The organism is Pseudomonas amygdali, assembly GCF_002699855.1.
GTDB lineage: Bacteria > Pseudomonadota > Gammaproteobacteria > Pseudomonadales > Pseudomonadaceae > Aquipseudomonas > Aquipseudomonas amygdali.
Map to the genome: position 1 here is coordinate 1 of NZ_LKBW01000271.1, position 18089 is coordinate 18089.

General features: G+C 58.9%; 16 protein-coding genes and 2 pseudogenes. 9 read left to right on the plus strand and 9 right to left on the minus strand.

Annotated elements, in window-relative coordinates; translation table 11 throughout:
- Positions 1–131: 131 nt before the first annotated feature.
- Positions 132–1083: pseudogene (gene znuA / locus AO277_RS18255) on the minus strand (zinc ABC transporter substrate-binding protein ZnuA).
- A 67-nt stretch (positions 1084–1150) separates the two neighbouring features.
- Here znuA and AO277_RS18260 point away from each other — a divergent pair.
- From AO277_RS18260 to AO277_RS18275, 4 genes are read left to right on the plus strand one after another with little or no spacing between them, the layout of a single operon-like run.
- On the plus strand, positions 1151–1633 hold the full coding sequence (locus AO277_RS18260) for a Fur family transcriptional regulator (protein ID WP_002551451.1): 483 nt from the start codon (positions 1151–1153) through the stop codon (positions 1631–1633).
- Positions 1633–2430, plus strand: a complete 798-nt coding sequence (gene znuC / locus AO277_RS18265; protein WP_002551450.1) for a zinc ABC transporter ATP-binding protein ZnuC — start codon at positions 1633–1635, stop codon at positions 2428–2430. Before AO277_RS18260 ends, znuC begins: the two co-directional genes overlap by 1 nt.
- Positions 2423–3211: a zinc ABC transporter permease subunit ZnuB gene (gene znuB / locus AO277_RS18270; protein ID WP_044318544.1), complete on the plus strand. Its 789-nt coding sequence runs from the start codon at positions 2423–2425 to the stop codon at positions 3209–3211. The genes znuC and znuB overlap by 8 nt, the downstream gene beginning before the upstream one ends.
- Before the next feature lie 38 nt (positions 3212–3249).
- Complete coding sequence (locus AO277_RS18275; RefSeq protein ID WP_005731663.1) at positions 3250–3966, plus strand: PA5502 family lipoprotein; 717 nt, start codon at positions 3250–3252, stop codon at positions 3964–3966.
- Positions 3967–4117: 151 nt separating this feature from the next.
- Here the strand turns inward: AO277_RS18275 and katE are convergent, their stop codons facing one another.
- Positions 4118–6268, minus strand: a complete 2151-nt coding sequence (gene katE, locus AO277_RS18280; protein WP_044318545.1) for a catalase HPII — start codon at positions 6266–6268, stop codon at positions 4118–4120.
- Positions 6269–6574: 306 nt separating this feature from the next.
- On the opposite strand from katE, the gene AO277_RS18285 reads away from it, so the two are divergent.
- The 3 genes from AO277_RS18285 to AO277_RS18295 are packed head-to-tail and all read left to right on the plus strand — an operon-like array spanning position 6575 to position 9079.
- Positions 6575–7582 carry a methionine ABC transporter ATP-binding protein gene (locus AO277_RS18285; protein WP_002551540.1) on the plus strand — a complete coding sequence of 336 codons (1008 nt, stop codon included), beginning with the start codon at positions 6575–6577 and terminating at the stop codon, positions 7580–7582.
- Entirely contained in the window at positions 7582–8256 is a 675-nt protein-coding gene (locus AO277_RS18290; RefSeq protein WP_004666537.1) for a methionine ABC transporter permease, read from the plus strand. The genes AO277_RS18285 and AO277_RS18290 overlap by 1 nt, the downstream gene beginning before the upstream one ends.
- 49 nt (positions 8257–8305) lie before the next feature.
- Positions 8306–9079, plus strand: a complete 774-nt coding sequence (locus AO277_RS18295; RefSeq protein WP_044318546.1) for a MetQ/NlpA family ABC transporter substrate-binding protein — start codon at positions 8306–8308, stop codon at positions 9077–9079.
- Positions 9080–9313: 234 nt separating this feature from the next.
- Here AO277_RS18295 and AO277_RS18300 read toward each other — a convergent pair whose 3' ends face one another.
- Together AO277_RS18300 and AO277_RS18305 are read right to left on the minus strand one after the other, a co-directional pair.
- Complete coding sequence (locus AO277_RS18300; RefSeq protein ID WP_044318562.1) at positions 9314–9946, minus strand: SCO family protein; 633 nt, start codon at positions 9944–9946, stop codon at positions 9314–9316.
- A gap of 63 nt (positions 9947–10009) precedes the next feature.
- The gene (locus AO277_RS18305; RefSeq protein ID WP_002551544.1) at positions 10010–10498 is read right to left on the minus strand and encodes a cytochrome c oxidase assembly protein; all 489 of its coding nucleotides are present in this window, start codon (positions 10496–10498) and stop codon (positions 10010–10012) included.
- A gap of 269 nt (positions 10499–10767) precedes the next feature.
- On the opposite strand from AO277_RS18305, the gene AO277_RS18310 reads away from it, so the two are divergent.
- On the plus strand, positions 10768–11418 hold the full coding sequence (locus AO277_RS18310) for a hypothetical protein (RefSeq protein ID WP_002551545.1): 651 nt from the start codon (positions 10768–10770) through the stop codon (positions 11416–11418).
- Between the two features lie 122 nt (positions 11419–11540).
- On the opposite strand, the gene AO277_RS18315 is transcribed toward AO277_RS18310, so the two are convergent.
- The 5 genes and pseudogenes from AO277_RS18315 to AO277_RS18335 all read right to left on the minus strand — a co-directional run bounded on the left by AO277_RS18315 (position 11541) and on the right by AO277_RS18335 (position 16843).
- Positions 11541–13073: a SulP family inorganic anion transporter gene (locus AO277_RS18315; protein WP_044318547.1), complete on the minus strand. Its 1533-nt coding sequence runs from the start codon at positions 13071–13073 to the stop codon at positions 11541–11543.
- A gap of 104 nt (positions 13074–13177) precedes the next feature.
- Complete coding sequence (locus AO277_RS18320) at positions 13178–13918, minus strand: carbonic anhydrase (protein WP_004655211.1); 741 nt, start codon at positions 13916–13918, stop codon at positions 13178–13180.
- Positions 13919–14123: 205 nt separating this feature from the next.
- On the minus strand, positions 14124–15182 hold the full coding sequence (locus tag AO277_RS18325) for a PA0069 family radical SAM protein (RefSeq protein WP_044318548.1): 1059 nt from the start codon (positions 15180–15182) through the stop codon (positions 14124–14126).
- A gap of 123 nt (positions 15183–15305) precedes the next feature.
- A complete protein-coding gene (gene elbB / locus AO277_RS18330) occupies positions 15306–15974 on the minus strand; it encodes an isoprenoid biosynthesis glyoxalase ElbB (protein WP_044318549.1) in 669 nt (222 codons plus the stop codon).
- Positions 15975–16181: 207 nt separating this feature from the next.
- Positions 16182–16843, minus strand: a pseudogene (locus AO277_RS18335) (DedA family protein).
- A 231-nt stretch (positions 16844–17074) separates the two neighbouring features.
- Between AO277_RS18335 and hemB the strand changes: the two are divergent.
- Positions 17075–18085, plus strand: coding sequence for a porphobilinogen synthase (gene hemB, locus AO277_RS18340; RefSeq protein ID WP_004655202.1), 1011 nt, complete (start codon positions 17075–17077; stop codon positions 18083–18085).
- Positions 18086–18089 lie beyond the last annotated feature (4 nt).

The window sequence follows — 18089 nt, forward strand, 5'->3', positions numbered from 1 at the left end:
CAGGATGCAGGCCGCCAAGGCAGCGTAAGTGGATAATTGTCCAACCTTCGGGGGGCATACCACTCCAGCGTGGGAATGCCGTGCGTGACGCTCTGCGTCACACAGCAGTGCTGCTATGTGGGCGGTGGCAGTCAGAGACTGCTCAGGCAACCTGCCAAATCATCCGCCAGCTTTTGCAGGACTTGCTCGTAACCCTGCGCGGTGGCCGGGGTGTAGCCGCCCAGTCCATCCAGCTCCGCCAGCTTGACCGGCAGGCCTGCGCTCAAGGTTTCAGCCAGACGCGGGCGCAGTGGCGGTTCACTGAATACACAGGTCTTGCCGGCAGCTTTCAGGCGTTCGCGCATGGCGGCGACGTGCTGGGCGCCGGGCTGGATCTCGGCGGCGATGGCGAATACCCCGGCGTGTTTGAGCCCGTAAGCCTCTTCGAAATAATCGAACGCCTCGTGGAAGACGAAGTAAGGCTTGCCTGCCACTGCACTGACCCGACCCTTGATACGAGCATCCAGCGCGTCAAGGCGTTTGCTGAATGCGGCAGCGTTACTCGCATAACGAGCTGCATTGGCAGGGTCGGCGGCGCTCAGGTCTGTGGCCATTTTCGCGGCAATCACCCGAGCATTGACGGTCGACAGCCAGAGGTGTGAATCCAGGCTGCCGGGCCGGTGATCATGATCATGTTCGTCTGAATCGTTGTCGTGATCATGTTCGTGGTCATCATGCGAGGCATTGTCCTGGCCAAAGTGACGCAAGTGCATGCCCGGCAGTGTCTGTACGGCAACTGCAGGCAGTTTGCGGCCCTGAAGGGCGCGCGGCAGGAAGGTTTCCATGTCCGGGCCGATCCAGTAGAGCAACTCGACTTCCTGTACACGCCGTACGTCGGATGGGCGCAGCGCGTAGTTATGCGGTGAGGCACCCGGTGGCAGAAGCACTTGCGGTGTACCGACGCCATCCTGCACAGCCGCTGCAATCAGCTGCAATCAGCTGCAATGGCTTGATACTGGTCAGCACCCGGACCTCGGCCTGAACAGGGGAAATGACCAGCAGACTGACCCACAAAACAGCAACAAGATTTAAAAGACGGCGCACTCGAATCACTCATATAAGCCAGGAACAGGTAACATAATAACGTCTCTAGCCAATATCGTCGCTGCTCATGCCCAATACTCCCCTGGCCAGTCGCCCCCATGACCACTCTCACTGCGTGCATTCGGCACTCGCCGAAGCGGACGCCCTGTGCGCCAAACAGGGGCTGCGCCTGACGACCTTGCGCCGTCGCGTGCTGGAACTGGTCTGGCAAAGCCACAAGCCGCTGGGTGCCTACGACATCCTTGCAGTGCTGAGTGATGAAGACGGTCGCCGCGCTGCGCCGCCAACCGTTTATCGTGCACTGGATTTCCTGCTGGAAAACGGTCTGGTGCACCGCATCGCCTCACTCAACGCGTTCACCGGCTGCAATCACCCCACTCATGCGCATCAGGGGCAGTTTCTGATTTGCCGCCTGTGTCACGCGGCGATCGAGCTGCAGCACCCAGCCATCAGCAATGCCGTCATCGATGCCGCTGCAGGCGTTGGCTTCGCGGTCGAAGGCCAGACGGTCGAGATCGTGGGTGTATGCGCCGGCTGCAAGGCGGCTTGATGACGGATGCATTGATACGTCTGGAGCAGGTCGCTGTAACGCTGTCCGGGCAAAGCGTTCTGGACAACATCCAGTTGAGCGTCAAGCCCGGCGAAATCGTTACGCTGATCGGCCCTAACGGCGCTGGCAAGACCACGCTGGTGCGTGCAGTGCTGGGGCTGCTCAAGCCCGACTCCGGAACCGTCTGGCGCAAGCCGAAGCTGCGTGTCGGTTACATGCCGCAAAAACTGCATGTGGATCAGACGCTGCCGCTGTCGGTGCTGCGCTTTTTGCGTCTGGTGCCCGGTGTGGACCGCATGGCTGCAGAGTCGGCCCTGGAAGAAGTCGGGGCCGAGAAGGTCATCGATAGCCCGATTCAAGGTATTTCCGGTGGCGAGATGCAGCGCGTTCTGCTGGCCCGAGCCTTGTTGCGCAAGCCTGAATTGCTGGTGCTCGATGAGCCGGTGCAGGGTGTCGACGTGGCAGGTCAGGCCGAGCTGTACGGCCTTATTACCCGGTTGCGCGACCGCCACCAGTGCGGCGTGCTGATGGTGTCTCATGATTTGCATCTGGTCATGAGCACGACCGATCAGGTGGTCTGTCTGAACCGCCATGTTTGCTGCTCCGGGCATCCCGAGCAGGTCAGCCATGATCCGGCGTTTGTCGAGCTGTTCGGCAAAAATGCGCAAAGCCTGGCGATCTATCACCACCATCACGACCACGCCCACGATCTGCATGGCGCTGTGGTGAATGATGCCCCGGCGACTTCCTCACCTACCCACACTCATGTTCACGGAGACCACTGCAAGCATGGCTGATTTTTTACTGTATGCCTTGCTCGCAGGCGTTGCGCTGGCCGTGGTTGCTGGCCCGCTGGGGTCGTTCGTGGTCTGGCGGCGCATGGCGTACTTCGGCGATACGCTTTCCCACGCAGCATTGCTCGGTGTGGCGCTTGGCTTCCTGCTGGATATCAGCCCGACCATTGCAGTGACGGTCGGCTGCCTGCTGCTGGCGGTGCTGCTGGTCACGCTGCAACAGCGCCAGCCGCTGGCCTCGGACACACTGCTGGGGATCCTCGCGCCGAGCACGCTGTCGCTCGGCCTGGTGGTGCTCAGCTTCATGCATGAAGTGCGTATCGACCTGATGGCTTATCTGTTTGGCGACCTGCTTGCCATCAGCCCGGCTGATCTGACCTGGATCCTGGGCGGCAGCGCGCTGGTGCTGGTATTGATTGTTGCGCTGTGGCGCCCGCTGCTGGCAATCACCGTGCATGAAGAGCTGGCGCGGGTCGAAGGTCTGCCCGTCGCGGCATTGCGCATGGCGCTGATGCTGCTGATCGCCGTGGTGATCGCTGTGGCGATGAAGATCGTCGGCGTTCTGCTGATCACGTCGCTGCTGATCATTCCCGCCGCTGCGGCGCAGCGTCACGCCCGCTCGCCGGAGCAGATGGCGCTGGGTGCAAGCCTGTTAGGCGTGATAGCCGTGTGTGTCGGGCTATCATTGTCATGGTTCAAGGACACCCCGGCAGGACCGTCTATAGTGGTATCCGCTGCAGCGTTGTTTTTGCTCAGCTTTGTTCTACCCAAGCGAGCGGTGTAGACTTGCTCGTTTTTTGCGCAAACTAGAGAATCGCAGGAATGAAGCCGTTCGCCCCACGCTATCTGCTGCTTGTCGCATTTTCCATCCTGCTGGGTGCCTGCCAGAGTGCGCCCACTGCCGAGACGCCTGCCTCCGACGTTCAGCCTGACGCGTTCGCTCAGCTTGAGCAGAACATCGTCAGCAATGAGCTGGCGACGGCCGAGGATCAACTGGCCGCGTTGCAGGCCGCCAATCCTGCCGATATCCGCCTCGAGCCTTTTCAGCGTCGTCTGGCCGAAGCCTATCTGAGTCGCAGCCAGATCAGCCTGCAGAAGGGTGATATGAATGCGGCGGCCAACGCACTCACTCGTGCGCGCGCGCTGATGCCCAAGGCACCGGCACTGACCAGTGGCGTCAACGGCGCTATCGCTCATGCGCGCAAGGCCGAGCTGGAGAAAGCCGAAGCTGATTTGAAGGCGGCCGAAGCCAGAAGGGTTGCCAAGCTCATCGATCCGTCGGCAGAAAGCACGACAATTGAACTCAAGATCGGCGATATGCGTGCATTACGTCGTCAACTGGACGATATCGCAGCGGATACCGTAGCGTTCAACTGTGAAGTGCTGATGGTAGTGCCGCGCACCGAAGACTATCCGTGGCTGGCCACGTTGCTGACCAAACGGGTGGTCAAGGCCAATCCGGATTTCGAGCTGCAATTGCGTCGCCAGATCGAGCGCAATGAAAAAGCGCAGATCATTCTGACGCCAGCGAAGTCCTGAGTCGATTCTTCAAAGCGGACGCAGAGCGTCCAGAACTGCATTCCCACGCGGAGCGTGAGGGACGAGAAGTGTTGGGGGAGTCTATGTGGGGGCGAGAAGGTTCAGAAAGGCGCTTCCACGCCGGAGCGTGGGAGCGATCTAGCACGTCAGATCAAGCCGGAACAGCCTTGGCTTTCACTTCACGATCCCATACACGGTGCTGAGCAATCGCGTTGAAGAACGCTTTGAACGATTTGCTATCGGATACCTCCAGCAGGCCCGCATCTTCTTCCAGGCGTAGCAGGCTCAACAGCTCTTTGGCCTCCCCGGCAAAGGAGATGGCCTTGAGGTGCTTGTAGGCTTCCAGGATGAAGTGCAGTGCCACGCCGTCGCCTTTCAGTGCTTCGATCGAAGCCTTGCCACCCGGCACGAAGACTGCGTCGAACGCTACCGAAGGCAGGCCTTCAGCCGATGCGTCCACTGGCAGGCTCTTGCCGTCAGCGGTCTTGACCGGTGCGGAGGTCGGGCCCAATACCTTGGCGTGTGCGCCTTCGGCAGTCAGTGCAGCTTTCATGGCTTCGACCGCTTTGCCGTCCACGCCGTCTGCCACAAGAATGGCAACCTTGCGTGAAACGATATCGCCAGAAAGCAGGTTGACCTGGCTCAGCGCCGGCGACTCTTTTACCGAAGTCTGACGCACTGGCACGGTCCCGGCAGTCGGTGCTGGCAAGCCCAGATTGGCGGCTACGCGGCTGGCCAGTTCCAGGTCGATATTGGCCAGAATCTCGTTGACCTGACGGGCACGAATGTACTCGCGCTCGACCTTGCCCAACTCGAAGCTGTAGGCCGCGGTGATGTGCTCTTTCTCGTGATGGCTCATGCTCTGGAAGAACAATGTAGCCTGCGAGAAGTGGTCGCCAAACGATTCGCTGCGCTCACGAACCTTGTGCGCTTCAACGCGCTCAGGGTAGGTCTCGAAGCCGCCATCTACAGGGCCGGCAGGGGTTTCTTTCGGCCAGCCGCCATCGATCGAGTTCGGCTCGTAGGAAGCGCGGCCCTTGTCGATAGTTGTGCGGTGCTGTGCGTCACGCTGACCGTTGTGGTTCGGCGCAATCGGACGGTTGATCGGGATTTCATGGAAGTTCGGCCCACCCAGACGGCTGATCTGCGTGTCGGTGTAGGAGAACAGGCGACCTTGCAGCAGCGGGTCATTGGAGAAGTCGATACCTGGCACGATGTGGCCCGGGCAGAAGGCAACCTGCTCGGTCTCGGCGAAATAGTTGTCCGGGTTACGGTTCAAGACCATCTTGCCCAGCGGAGTGACCGGTACCAGTTCTTCGGGAATGATCTTGGTCGGATCGAGCAGGTCGAAGTCGAACTTGTGCTCGTCTTCCTCGGCAACGATCTGCACGCCCAGTTCCCATTCCGGGTAGTCGCCCATCTCGATGGATTCCCACAGGTCGCGGCGGTGGAAATCGGTGTCCTTGCCAGCGAGCTTCTGCGCTTCGTCCCAGACCAGCGAGCACACGCCGAACTTGGGCTTCCAGTGAAACTTCACAAAGCTCGACTTACCTTCGGTGTTGATAAAGCGGAAGGTGTGGATACCAAAGCCCTGCATGGTGCGCAGGCTTTTCGGAATGGCACGGTCGGACATGGTCCACAGCACCATGTGTGCAGATTCCGGCACCAGCGAAACGAAGTCCCAGAAGGTGTCGTGAGCCGAGCCCCCGGTCGGGATTTCGTTATGCGGCTCTGGTTTTACTGCGTGCACGAAGTCAGGAAACTTGATGGCGTCCTGAATGAAAAAGATCGGCATGTTGTTGCCGACCAGATCGAAGTTGCCTTCTTCGGTGTAGAGCTTGACCGCAAAGCCACGCACGTCGCGCACGGTATCGCCCGAGCCGCGCGGGCCCTGAACGGTAGAGAAGCGCACGAACACCGGGGTCTTCTTGCCCGGATCACGCAGGAAGCCCGCTTTACTCAGCGCGCCATGGTCTTCATAGGTCTGGAAATAACCATGTGCCGCGGTGCCGCGGGCGTGAACGATACGCTCCGGAATACGCTCATGGTCAAAGTGCGTGATCTTTTCACGCATGATGAAGTCTTCGAGCAGCGATGGGCCGCGGCTGCCGACTTTCAGTGTGTTCTGGTTATCGGAAATCTTGACACCGTGATTGGTGCGCAGGGCCTGCTGGGTCGCGTCCGAGCGGAACTGCTCAAGGCTTTCCAGCTTCTCGTTGGTATTGCCACGGTCCAGGGTGTCGGTACCTGCCAATTCGCTCTTGGGCGTTGCGGTTACAGGTGGTGCGTTCTTGCTAGCCATCAGAGACTCCTTATCTCGCCCCAATCGTTGAGTTGGGTTCGCTGAATACGACTTCCCTGGCGTAAGCGGGAAATCACGGTATCCAAGAAGTGACCGAGGCCTAAAACAGCCGTTCCCTTTATTTGTCGCACATCTTTACCAACGGTCGCGTTATGCCTGTTGCGCAGGGCAGCCTGCAAATAAATGCTAAGCACAGCGGGCCGGACAGGCTAAAATGCGCGCCCGGCTTTACCCGGCCGAGGTAACGAAGCAGGTGGCGTCCTGCCACTGCGCTGATTTTTTAACGCGCCCCACAAGGTTCGCTCCGTGATCGAGTTTCATAACGTCCACAAAACCTATCGGGTGGCAGGCAAGGAAATACCGGCCCTGCACCCTACCAGCCTGCGTGTCGACGGTGGCCAGGTGTTCGGCATCATCGGCCATTCCGGCGCTGGCAAAAGTACCCTGCTGCGCCTGATCAACCGTCTGGAGACCCCGAGCGGTGGACAGATCGTGGTTGATGGTGAAGACGTCACGGCGCTTGATGCCAACGGCTTGCGCCGCTTCCGCCAACAAGTCGGGATGATCTTCCAGCACTTCAATCTGCTGGCCTCCAAAACCGTGGCCGATAATGTTGCGATGCCGCTGACGCTGGCCGGCGATATGCCCCGCAAGCAGATCGACCAGCGCGTGGCTGAGCTGCTGGAGCGGGTTGGATTGTCCGATCATGCGAAAAAATACCCGGCGCAATTGTCCGGCGGCCAGAAGCAGCGCGTCGGCATCGCCCGCGCCCTGGCCACCAAGCCGAAAATCCTGCTGTGCGATGAAGCCACCAGCGCGCTGGACCCGCAGACCACTGCGTCGGTTTTGCAATTGTTGGCCGAGATCAATCGCGAACTGAAGCTGACCATCGTGCTGATCACCCATGAAATGGACGTGATTCGTCGCGTCTGTGACCAGGTGGCGGTCATGGACGCTGGCGTGATTGTCGAGCAAGGCAAGGTCGCCGATGTGTTTCTGCATCCGCAGCACCCGACGACCAAGCGTTTTGTGCAGGAAGATGACCAGATCGATGAAAATGAACAGCGTGACGATTTCGCTCATGTTCAAGGCCGTATCGTGCGCCTGACCTTTCAGGGCGATGCGACGTATGCGCCTCTGCTGGGCACCGTGGCCCGCGAAACCGGCGTCGACTACAGCATCCTTGCCGGACGCATCGACCGCATCAAGGACACCCCTTATGGGCAGTTGACGCTGGCCATCACCGGCGGCGATATGGACGCTGCTTTTGCGCGCTTCACCGCCGCCGACGTTCATATGGAGGTGCTGCGCTGATGGACGCTTTTCTGAACCTGTTTTCCAATGTCGACTGGTACGAGATCTGGGTCGCCACCGGCGACACGTTGATCATGCTCGGTGTTTCGCTGGGCTTCACCATCCTGCTTGGCCTGCCGCTGGGTGTGCTGATGTTCCTCACTTCGCCGCGGCAGTTGCTGGAACACAAGCAGCTGTACGCCACGGTCGGGTTGATTGTGAACATGCTGCGTGCGTTGCCGTTCATCATCCTGCTGATCGTGATGATGCCGCTCACCGAAATCATTACCGGCACGTCACTGGGCATTCTCGGCACGTTGCCGCCGCTGATCGCTGGCGCCACGCCGTTCTTTGCGCGTCTGGTAGAGACAGCATTGCGCGAAGTGGATCGCGGCATCATCGAAGCCACGCAGGCCATGGGCGCGACGACTCGGCAGATCATCGTCAAGGCGCTGCTGCCTGAAGCGCGCCCCGGCATTCTGGCTGCAATCACTGTTACCGCCATAGCGCTGGTGTCGTTCACCGCCATGGCCGGTGCCGTGGGTGCTGGCGGGCTGGGCGATCTGGCCATCCGATATGGTTATCAACGCTTCCAGAACGATGTGATGTTCGTGACGGTCGTATTGTTGCTGGTGCTGGTGCAGATTCTGCAAACCATCGGCGACAGACTGGTCGCGCATTTCACACATCGTTGATCGAACCGTTGGTATCGGCCCGCCTGTGCGGGCCCAAAGGAGTTGTTGCATGAAAAAACTATTGGCCATATTCGCCGCTGTTACTGCCTTGTCCGCGCAGGCCAACGAAACCCTGACCGTCGCGGCCTCTGCCGTGCCGCACGCCGAGATTCTCGAGTTCGTCAAACCGACGCTGGCCAAAGAAGGCGTGGACTTGAACATCAAGGTGTTCAACGACTACATCCAGCCGAACGTACAGGTGTCGCAGAACCGTATGGACGCGAACTTCTTCCAGCACCAGCCGTATCTGGATGAGTTCAACAAGGGCAAGGGCACAGATCTGGTCGCAGTGGCCAAGGTTCACGTAGAGCCGTTCGGTGCGTACTCGGACAAGTTCAAGACGCTGGAAGAACTGCCCAATGGTGCCAACGTTGCCCTGCCAAACGACGCCACCAATGAAGGCCGTGCCTTGCTGCTGCTGGCCAAGGCAGGTCTGATTACCTTGAAGGATCCGACCAATATCCTGTCCAAGCCTTCGGATGTCGTGAATAACCCGAAAGACCTCAAGTTCCGTGAGCTGGAAGCAGCTACGTTGCCGCGCGTACTGACTCAGGTCGATCTGGCGCTGATCAATACCAATTATGCCTTGAGCGCCAAGCTTGAGCCGACCAAGGACGCACTGATCATCGAAGGTGCCGATTCGCCCTACGCGAACATTCTGGTTGCCCGCCCGGACAACAAGGATTCAGACGCGATGAAAAAGCTGGTAGCGGCCCTGCAGAGTCCTGAAGTGAAAACCTTCCTGGCCGAGAAATACAAAGGCGCTGTGGTTCCGGCGTTCTGATCCGATTGTACCTTGCGGTTCTCGCGCCAGTGCTCTGCGTCCCTTGTGACGCAGAGCGTCGGGAACACCTTATCGCTCCCACGCTCTGTGCTCATAGTTATACAGGCGCGTCGTGGGAGCGAGCTTGCTCGCGAAGAGGCCGGTAAAGCCTTCAGAAAATAGAGCGTTTGGACCAAGTCGTCGTGAGCAATGCGGATCGCCGCCCCGGTTACTCCCGCAGGAATCTCACAGGCCCTAATCCCTTTCCGGCAGCCTCGGCAATTGCTTCACCAGCTTCTGATTGTTCAGCGGTGCGCGGATAAAGCCTCGCTGCGTACCATCCGGGCCGATCAAAGCCAGATTACCGCTGTGATCGACGAAGTAGTTCGCTTTGCTGGTGTCTGCGGGAATGAACGGAATGCTCACGGCATTGGCCAGTGTCTGGATATCAGCGACAGGCGCCGTCAGGCCGATGTACTGCGGGTCGAAGTAGCCCAGGTATTGCTTAAGCTGCTGCGGCGTGTCGCGTTCAGGGTCGACGCTGACCAGCACCACACGCATGCGCTCGACCACCTTTTCAGGCAGCTCGGTCCTGATCTGCTTTATCTGCGCCAGGGTAGTGGGGCAGATGTCCGGGCAGAAGGTGTAGCCGAAGAACATCAGCGTCCATTTGCCTTTCAAGTCATCAAGGGCCACCGCTGCGCCGTTCTGGTCCGACATGCTCAAGGCTGGCAACTGGCGACTTTTCGGTAGCAGCACAATACCTGCATCGTTAAGTGCCGCCTGATCCTCAGACCCGCTGCCCGGCAGCAACTGGCTGAGGATCAGGCCCAGAACGAGGGCAACAATGGCGGCAGCGATAAAAACGGTTTTCTGGATACGGGTCATGGCATCAACGCGGGTAGTGATCGGCATGCGGCCAGGGATGATGGCCTATATGGCTTCGAGCGCCTAGGGCGCAGTGACATCGAACAGCGTATAGGCCAGCGTCAGGCGTTTCACCTCTGCGGGCAGGTCGCGATCAACGATGAAGCGCACGGGCATCTCGATACGCTCACCCGGCTGTAAGGTCTGTTGGGTGAAGCAGAAACATTCGGTCTTGTGAAACCACTCTGCCGCCTTCCCCGGCGAAATGCCCGGTACAGCCTGGGCTTTCATCGGTTTGTCAGTAGGGTTCTGCGCCACGAAAATCATCTCGTTGACCGCACCAGGGTTGATTTGCATCTGGCTGGCGCGCGGGTAGAACGCCCAGACCATTCCGGCAGAGTTGGTAGCGGTGAACTGCACCTCGATCTGCCGCGAAGCGTCCTGGTCGCGGTTTCTGTCATGCCCGGTCAGCAAAGCATAGAGCGACGGCAATGCAAATCCGCAGATGAACATGATCACCAGCAAACAGATTAAACGCAGAGCAAGCCGCTTGGATAAAAGAGGCTGAGTCATGCCGGGCTCACTTTTTATGTCAGACAGCGTGTCGAAAGGGCTGCGGGCGGCTTCAGAGTAGCCTGCTTACATCAGCGCAAGGTGCCGTATTTATGCGCCAATGTAGGCAAATGGTCAGAAACTGAGCAAAAAACGCTTTGATATAGCCAATGCATATAAATGCGTTTCGGTTATAGCAAAAATGTCTTAGGCATTTAGTTAACCGAGCTAACGTATGACTCTCCATAACCGAACCACGGGGTTTAACGCCCTCAGGAGTCCCCACTGCCATGAACACCGCCGCATTGCGCGAGCAGATACAACTAGCCCATCAACATGAAGCCGAGACCGGCCACTTGCTGCAACAGTTGGAACAAAAGCTCCCACATCTTCATCCCGCCATTCACCTCCCGGATGTCGACGCGAAGGACGTGTTGACGCGTTTCGTCACTGCTTACATCGACTTGGTCCCCGACCTGCTGGACGCTGCTCACGAGGTCGCCGTAGAAGCCGGTATTGAAGGGCAGATTAAACCGGTACTGAAAATCGCAGAGCATTTTTTCGCAGCACCCCCTTCCATCATGGACGGACATGAGGGGCTGGAAAGCCTGTTGGACGAGGCCTATCTGGCACACAGACTGGTCGAGGAGGTGAACGATCTATACATCAAGCATTTTGGTCAGCCGCTGATACCGTCAAATACCACGGTTGCCAGCGTGATTGCCCACCAGTTGATCGGCGAGCAATTTGCCAACCAGCTGGACGAGGCGGTTCACCATGCCGTCGACAAGCTGCTTGATGATGAAAGTTTCGCGCTGGACTCTGTCGAGGCCTACCGCGAAAAACTGACCAGTCCTGATACAGGGGCAGCGTGGAAGCGCTGGCCAAGCCTGTCACGACAATTGGGTATCGGCCTGGAGCTGGAACGCTCCGTCATCTGATTCAGAGGCCCGAATCAATGTCTTCGCCCGCAATGGAAGGAGCCGGATATCGCTCCGCTGCTACGCGAAGACCCATCCGGCTCCTATCGTCATTCCAGGCTTCAGCCCCAACGCTTTGACTATCAGGCGGCGCCCGAGCCTATACCCGTTGTTGTGTAGATCCGCCCTTCAAGACGACGCTTCAATCCATGCGGCTCAATGAGCAGTCGGGTGCCATGAGCGGCATTGGAACGTCCCCACTCTTCCAGCAGTTCCAGGCACGAGTGGTCTATGTAGGACAGATTGCCCAGCGGCACATGCACGGTACTGCCCTGCGGGATAGTGCCCAGAGCCTGAGTCAGCGCAGGCACCTTGAGGAACGTCGCGGCACCGACCAGACGCAGCTCGAATTCCTTCTCGCCCGCCAGTTCGACCACGTTGATCTTCAGGCGCGAAGCCTTGAACGCCAGCTTCACAAGGGTCAGACCGAAACCGACCAGTACACCGGTCAGCAGGTCGGTGAAGATGATCGCCACGGCAGTCGCCACATACGTGAACATCGGCATCCGGCCATAGCGGCCCAGACCACGAAATGCCTTCAGATCGACCAGCTTCAGGCCGGTGTAGACCAGCACACCAGCCAGACTCGCGACCGGAATGCTCTGCAGTACGCTCGACAGCAGCAACACGAACGCCAGCAGCCACAGACCGTGGAAGATCGTCGAGAAGCGCGTGGTGGCACCGGCCTGGACATTAGCCGAGCTGCGCACGATAACGCCGGTCATCGGCAATGCACCGAGCACTCCGCAGAGCATATTGCCCACGCCTTGCGCGCTGAGTTCCTTGTCGAAGTCCGAGCGCTGGCCACTGTGCATGCGGTCAACCGCCGAGGCGGAAAGCAGGGTTTCGGCACTGGCAATGAATGCTACGACGATAGCGGCAACCAGAATGGCTGGATCGGCCAGGTTCATCAGGTCCGCCGGACGCAGCCAGTCAATGGCATCGGCCAGGTTGTCCGGTACTTCGACACGCTTGACCTGCAAGGCCATGAACAGGCTGATGCCGGTTGCGATACCCACGCCCAGCAGCGCGCCGGGTACGAAGCGCAAAGACTGCGGACGAAGTTTTTCCCAGCCCCACATGATCAGCATGGTGCTCAGACCGAGCATACCGGCCTGCATGCCGGTGCCTGGTCCGAAGGCCTGGATCAGTGTGGAAGGGAAGGCGATCAGATTGTCCAGCCCGGAAGGTTTGGGACCGCTGTCGAACATCACGTGTGCCTGTGACAGTACGATCAACACGCCGATACCGGCGAGCATGCCATAGACCACCGCAGGTGCCGTGACCCGGAACCAGCAGCCAAGCTTGAATCGACCTGCCAGCAGCTGAAGCAACCCGGCGAGCACCAGAATAGGGCCCAGCATGGCCATGCCGTGCTCGCGTACCACTTCAAAAACCAGTACTGCCAGACCGGCTGCGGGACCGCTGACCTGCAACGGCGAACCGGCTATCCAGCCGACTATCAGCCCGCCCACGATGCCGGTGATCAGACCTTTGGCCGGAGGAATGCCGGATGCAATGGCGATCCCCATGCACAGCGGCAGTGCGACCAGGAACACGACCACGGAAGCGAGCAGCTCCCGTGGTAAAGCGGTTTTCAATGCTGTAATACCCATGACGCTTCTCCGGGATTCTTCAGACGAGGCAAGACGGGCGACGCGCATCCTGCGCAGCCGCCATCAGCTGATAAAGAAGGGCTTGCCGTCAGTCGGACTGGTGATCAGTCGGCTGAAAAGCGTGCTTTCGGTGAAGCCATCGGCGTCGGTCCCGAACCGTCGAGCGGTATGAAACGATCGAGCTCGGCGTCATAAGCCAGGATTTCGCTGGTTTCGATGCTGTAGACCCAGCCATGAATGAACAATTGGCCGCTGGCCATTTTCGCTGCGACCGAAGGGTGGGTACGCAGGTGATGCAACTGGGAAATCACGTTTTCCTGAGTCAGGACCTGCATGGTTTCCAGCTCGCCGCTGCAACTGCAGTTCTGCTCGACTACTGTGCGGGCGACCTCGGCATGCCGCAACCAGGCCTTTACCGTAGGCATCTTGTCCAGGCTGTCAGGGTTGAGCACTGCACGCATGGCGCCGCAGTCGGAATGTCCGCAGACAATGATGTGTTGCACGCCCAGCGCGACAACTGCGTACTCCAGAGCTGTGGACACACCACCGTTCATCTGGCCATACGGAGGCACAACGTTACCGACGTTACGCGTCACGAACAGGTCGCCTGGCGAGCTTTGGGTAATCAGTTCAGGCACGATGCGCGAGTCGGCGCAGGTGATGAACATGGCCCGTGGCGACTGGGCGGTCGCCAGCTTCTTGAACAGTTCTTCCTGCTGGGGGAAGACCTCGTTACGAAAATGTACAAAGCCATCGACAATATGTTTCAACGCTACGTCGGCGCTGTCTGAATGGCTTGATGTGCTGGACGACGTAGCCGAATGCTGTTTACCGATGTCTGTCATGTCTTCATCCTCTCTGACGGATTGATGTGGATTCTTCATGCCTGTTTGACCAGAGCCGGATGTGATCCCTGTAAATGGCATCACGAACAAATCCCTTGAGCGCTATCGCTGGTGACACTCCGAGTTACAGACTAATCTCCCAAGCTTAAGCGAAACTGAATGCGATGGCTCTGGGACGCGGGTTTGCACGATAGTACCAAGTTCGTCACAGCAGTGACATTTGTCCTCCTGGCGGACAAAACGCATCGCAATCGAGTGTGAAGCCGCCACGTTTGTTCAATCCAAGCCGTTTGATTGCCAAGGCATAGCGTTGAGCCAGTAGATCAGCAAACGGTCCTTCACCGCGCATCCGCGAGCCAAACTGACTGTCGTACAGCGCTCCGCCGCGGCTTTGACGAATCAGGCTCATCACATGTTCGGCGCGTTGCGGGTAATGCGTCTTCAGCCATTCGTCGAACAACGGGGCGACCTCCAGCGGCAGGCGCAGCATCACGTAACTTGCGCTTAGCGCGCCTGCAGCTTTCGCCTCGCTCAGCAGCGCCTCCAGTTCGCTGTCATTAATCATCGGGATCATGGGCGCGCATAGCACCCCGACGGGTACGCCCGCCTGACGCAACACCCGAATGGCCCGCAAGCGAGCCTTGGGCGCTGCTGCTCTGGGTTCGAGGATGCATTTAAGCTCGTCATCCAGTGTAGTCAGGCTGATGAATACCGACACCAGCCGAAGTCTGGCCATCTCTGCGAGCAAGTCCAGGTCGCGGAGGATCAGTGAGCCCTTGGTAATGATGCTGACCGGGTGCCGATAGCGCAGCAACACCTCAAGCGTGGCGCGAGTGATGCGGTATTCACGTTCGATAGGCTGATACGGGTCGGTATTGGCCCCCAGCGTGATGGGCGCGCAGCGGTAGCCTGGCTTGGAGAGCTGTTGCTCCAACAGTGCTGCCGCGTTGGTCTTGGCGATAAGCTTTGTTTCGAAATCAAGGCCCGGCGACATGTCCCAGTAGGCATGGCTGGGCCTGGCGAAACAATAAATGCAGCCGTGCTCGCAGCCCCGGTAAGGGTTGATCGAGCGATCAAAGGGGATATCCGGCGAGCTGTTGCGGGTAATGATGCTTTTGGCGGTTTCGCTGGTGACCTCAGTGCCTTGGGTCAGTGGCACTTCCTGATACCAGCCGTCGTCCTCGGCCACGGACTGACTGGGGGCAAAGCGGTTATGCGGATTGCTGGCAGTACCGCGGCCACGAACCGGATAGGGGCTGGACATCTGGCTTTACTCAAATACTGTTTATGCATACAGTAAAGCATATGGCCGTGATGGATCACTATGGCTGGCTTGTAAAACACCGCTCGTCTGACGGGCGGTGCATTGGGTTCGTCCCGCGACAGGTCAGGCATCGCCCTCGTGCGTCAGCTCCAGCACGCGGTCAACCAGCTTGTTGATGCCCGATGCAGCCTCACTGATGCTTTTGGCAACCATATAGGCGGGCGTGCTGACCAGTTTTCGTGCTTCGTCTTCGACGATGTCATCGACAGCGCATGGCGCGTGGCTACCGCCCATTTTGGTAATGGCCGCAGCGGTATCCGGGTCGTTGCCGATGGTGCAGGTAACGCCGGGACCGTAGATCTTCGCTGCCAGTGCCGGGGTGATGCAGATCAGCCCGACCGGTTTGCCTGCTTCTGCGAACGCTTCTGCGAGTTCCAGCAGCCCTGCTTCCACCTGACAAGCAGGGCCTTGCAGGGCAAGGTCGGAAAGGTTCTTCGCCGAGCCGAAACCGCCCGGGATGATCAGGGCATCAAAGTCTTCTGCATTTGCTTCGCTGATGTCCTTCACCTCACCTCGTGCAATGCGCGCAGACTCGATCAACACATTGCGCGACTCGGGCATTTCCTCGCCAGTCAGGTGATTGATGACGTGACGCTGGGCGATGTTCGGCGCAAAGCACTGGACCTGCGCACCACGTTGATCCAGACGAAGCAGGGTGAGGACGCTTTCATGGATTTCGGCACCGTCATAGACGCCACAGCCGGACAGGATTACAGCCACTTTTTTCTGCATCGATTCGGCTCCTTGTACTTGAGCAATCTAAGGCTTCTTTTAATTCGTCCATTAATTGATCGCTTTACAGGCCGAGTGTTCAGTTCACGCTTTACAGGCTACGCAAAAATGCGTGGGGAAGGGCGGTGCTTGCGATGTCAGGTAGCGGCTGCGCGCTGCCGCCGAGTGAGGCCTGTCAGCCTGCACTCGGGGAAGGAAACGGAGAAATTAATCGTCGGATTTTTTCGTCAGGTCGACGGGCACGGTGACAGGTGTATCCAGATCGGACGCCGCTGCCGATGCACAGAACCGGCTCTTTTCTTCACGCTCTTCACGGGCAATGCGCGCGTTCTTGATGCGTCGGCGCAGCCACAGACCAAGGCCGAGCAGTATCAGCGCACCGAGCACCCAGAGTTCGTATTTCTTGACGTTGCCCAGCAAGCCCTCGAGAACCGCGCCGAAATGGTAGGCCGCCGAACCCAGCGCTGCCGCCCAGACAGCCGCACCGATACCGTTGAGCAGCAGGTAACGCCCCGGTGGGTAGCCTGACAGGCCGATGGCCACCGGCATGACCGTTCGCAGGCCATACACGAAGCGGAAGCTCAGTACCCATATGTCCGGGTGCTTGCGCACCAGCCGCAGGGCCTTGTCGCCCATGAGTTGCCAGCGGGGCTTGCGCGCCAGGAGCTTGCGGCCGTGTTTGCGCCCCATAAATACCACAACTGGTCGCCCGCATAGCTGCCGCAGAAGGCAACGAGGATGACGATATTGAGGTCCATGTATCCGCGAAACGCCAGAAAGCCGGCGAGAACCAGAATGGTCTCGCCTTCAAAAAAGGTGCCGAGGAACAGGGCAAAGTAGCCGAATTCGTTCAAGAAATTCTGGAGCATTGTCTGGATGCTGGCGAAATGAACGCGCAGCCTAACGCGCCCAAGACAATGATGAAAGTGTCGATATGTGTCTCGACGTTAAAGATTCTTGCAACCACAATGGTCGGATCCTCATAAGGGCCATGACCGCGACGTGCAGTCGCAGGTCGAACCATGACTGTCACACATTGGTCATAATGGCGGCTTATAACTGTCGCGCTTGCCCGCGTAAGCGGGCTCAGGAGTCTCGCCGTGAGCTTTACCCCCGCAAACCGCCTGTTTCCTCTCACTCGTCTGCGCCGTAATCGCCGCGACGACTTTTCCCGTAGGCTGGTGCGTGAAAACGTTGTCACCGTTGACGATCTGATTCTCCCCGTATTTGTCCTCGATGGTGAAAACCGTCGTGAATCCATCGCCTCGATGCCTGGCGTCGAGCGTCTCAGTGTCGATCTGTTGCTTGAGGAAGCCGAGCACTGGGTCGCACTGGGCATTCCAGCGCTGGCCTTGTTCCCGGTAACGCCGGCCGAGAAAAAATCTCTGGACGGCGCTGAAGCCTGGAACCCGGATGGCATTGCGCAACGCGCCACCCGCGCGTTGCGTGACCGTTTCCCGGAGTTGGGCGTCATCACTGATGTGGCGCTGGACCCGTTTACCACCCATGGTCAGGACGGCATCCTCGACGAAGAGGGCTATGTGCAGAACGACATCACTGTCGACGCACTGGTGAAGCAGGCCTTGTCGCACGCCGATGCGGGTGCTCAGGTGATCGCGCCGTCGGACATGATGGACGGTCGCATCCAGGCCATCCGTGAGTCGCTGGAACTGGCCGGGCACGTCAACGTGCGGATCATGGCCTACTCGGCCAAATACGCCAGTGCCTATTACGGCCCGTTCCGTGATGCGGTGGGTTCTTCGCTGAATCTGGGCAAGGCCAACAAGGCGTCCTATCAGATGGACCCGGCCAACAGCAACGAGGCACTGCACGAAGTCGCAGCTGACCTGGCTGAAGGTGCCGACATGGTGATGGTCAAGCCAGGTATGCCTTATCTGGACATCCTGCACAGGGTCAAGGATGAGTTCAAAGTGCCGACCTTTGTCTATCAGGTCAGTGGTGAATACGCGATGCACATGGCAGCAATCCAGAATGGTTGGCTGAGTGAAGGGGTTATTCTCGAGTCCCTCACAGCCTTCAAACGCGCCGGTGCCGACGGCATCCTTACCTACTTCGCTGTTCGCGCCGCTCAACTGTTGAAGGGGCAATAGCCTC

Excerpts from the sequence above, each read along its gene's own strand:
- AO277_RS18260 (WP_002551451.1), top strand. The coding sequence starts at position 1,151 with ATGCCCAATACTCCCCTGGCCAGTCGCCCCCATGACCACTCTCACTGC.
- znuC (WP_002551450.1), top strand. The coding sequence starts at position 1,633 with ATGACGGATGCATTGATACGTCTGGAGCAGGTCGCTGTAACGCTGTCC.
- znuB (WP_044318544.1), top strand. The coding sequence starts at position 2,423 with ATGGCTGATTTTTTACTGTATGCCTTGCTCGCAGGCGTTGCGCTGGCC.
- AO277_RS18275 (WP_005731663.1), top strand. The coding sequence starts at position 3,250 with ATGAAGCCGTTCGCCCCACGCTATCTGCTGCTTGTCGCATTTTCCATC.
- katE (WP_044318545.1), bottom strand. The coding sequence starts at position 6,268 with ATGGCTAGCAAGAACGCACCACCTGTAACCGCAACGCCCAAGAGCGAA.
- AO277_RS18290 (WP_004666537.1), top strand. The coding sequence starts at position 7,582 with ATGGACGCTTTTCTGAACCTGTTTTCCAATGTCGACTGGTACGAGATC.
- AO277_RS18295 (WP_044318546.1), top strand. The coding sequence starts at position 8,306 with ATGAAAAAACTATTGGCCATATTCGCCGCTGTTACTGCCTTGTCCGCG.
- AO277_RS18300 (WP_044318562.1), bottom strand. The coding sequence starts at position 9,946 with ATGACCCGTATCCAGAAAACCGTTTTTATCGCTGCCGCCATTGTTGCC.
- AO277_RS18305 (WP_002551544.1), bottom strand. The coding sequence starts at position 10,498 with ATGACTCAGCCTCTTTTATCCAAGCGGCTTGCTCTGCGTTTAATCTGT.
- AO277_RS18310 (WP_002551545.1), top strand. The coding sequence starts at position 10,768 with ATGAACACCGCCGCATTGCGCGAGCAGATACAACTAGCCCATCAACAT.
- AO277_RS18315 (WP_044318547.1), bottom strand. The coding sequence starts at position 13,073 with ATGGGTATTACAGCATTGAAAACCGCTTTACCACGGGAGCTGCTCGCT.
- AO277_RS18320 (WP_004655211.1), bottom strand. The coding sequence starts at position 13,918 with ATGACAGACATCGGTAAACAGCATTCGGCTACGTCGTCCAGCACATCA.
- AO277_RS18325 (WP_044318548.1), bottom strand. The coding sequence starts at position 15,182 with ATGTCCAGCCCCTATCCGGTTCGTGGCCGCGGTACTGCCAGCAATCCG.
- elbB (WP_044318549.1), bottom strand. The coding sequence starts at position 15,974 with ATGCAGAAAAAAGTGGCTGTAATCCTGTCCGGCTGTGGCGTCTATGAC.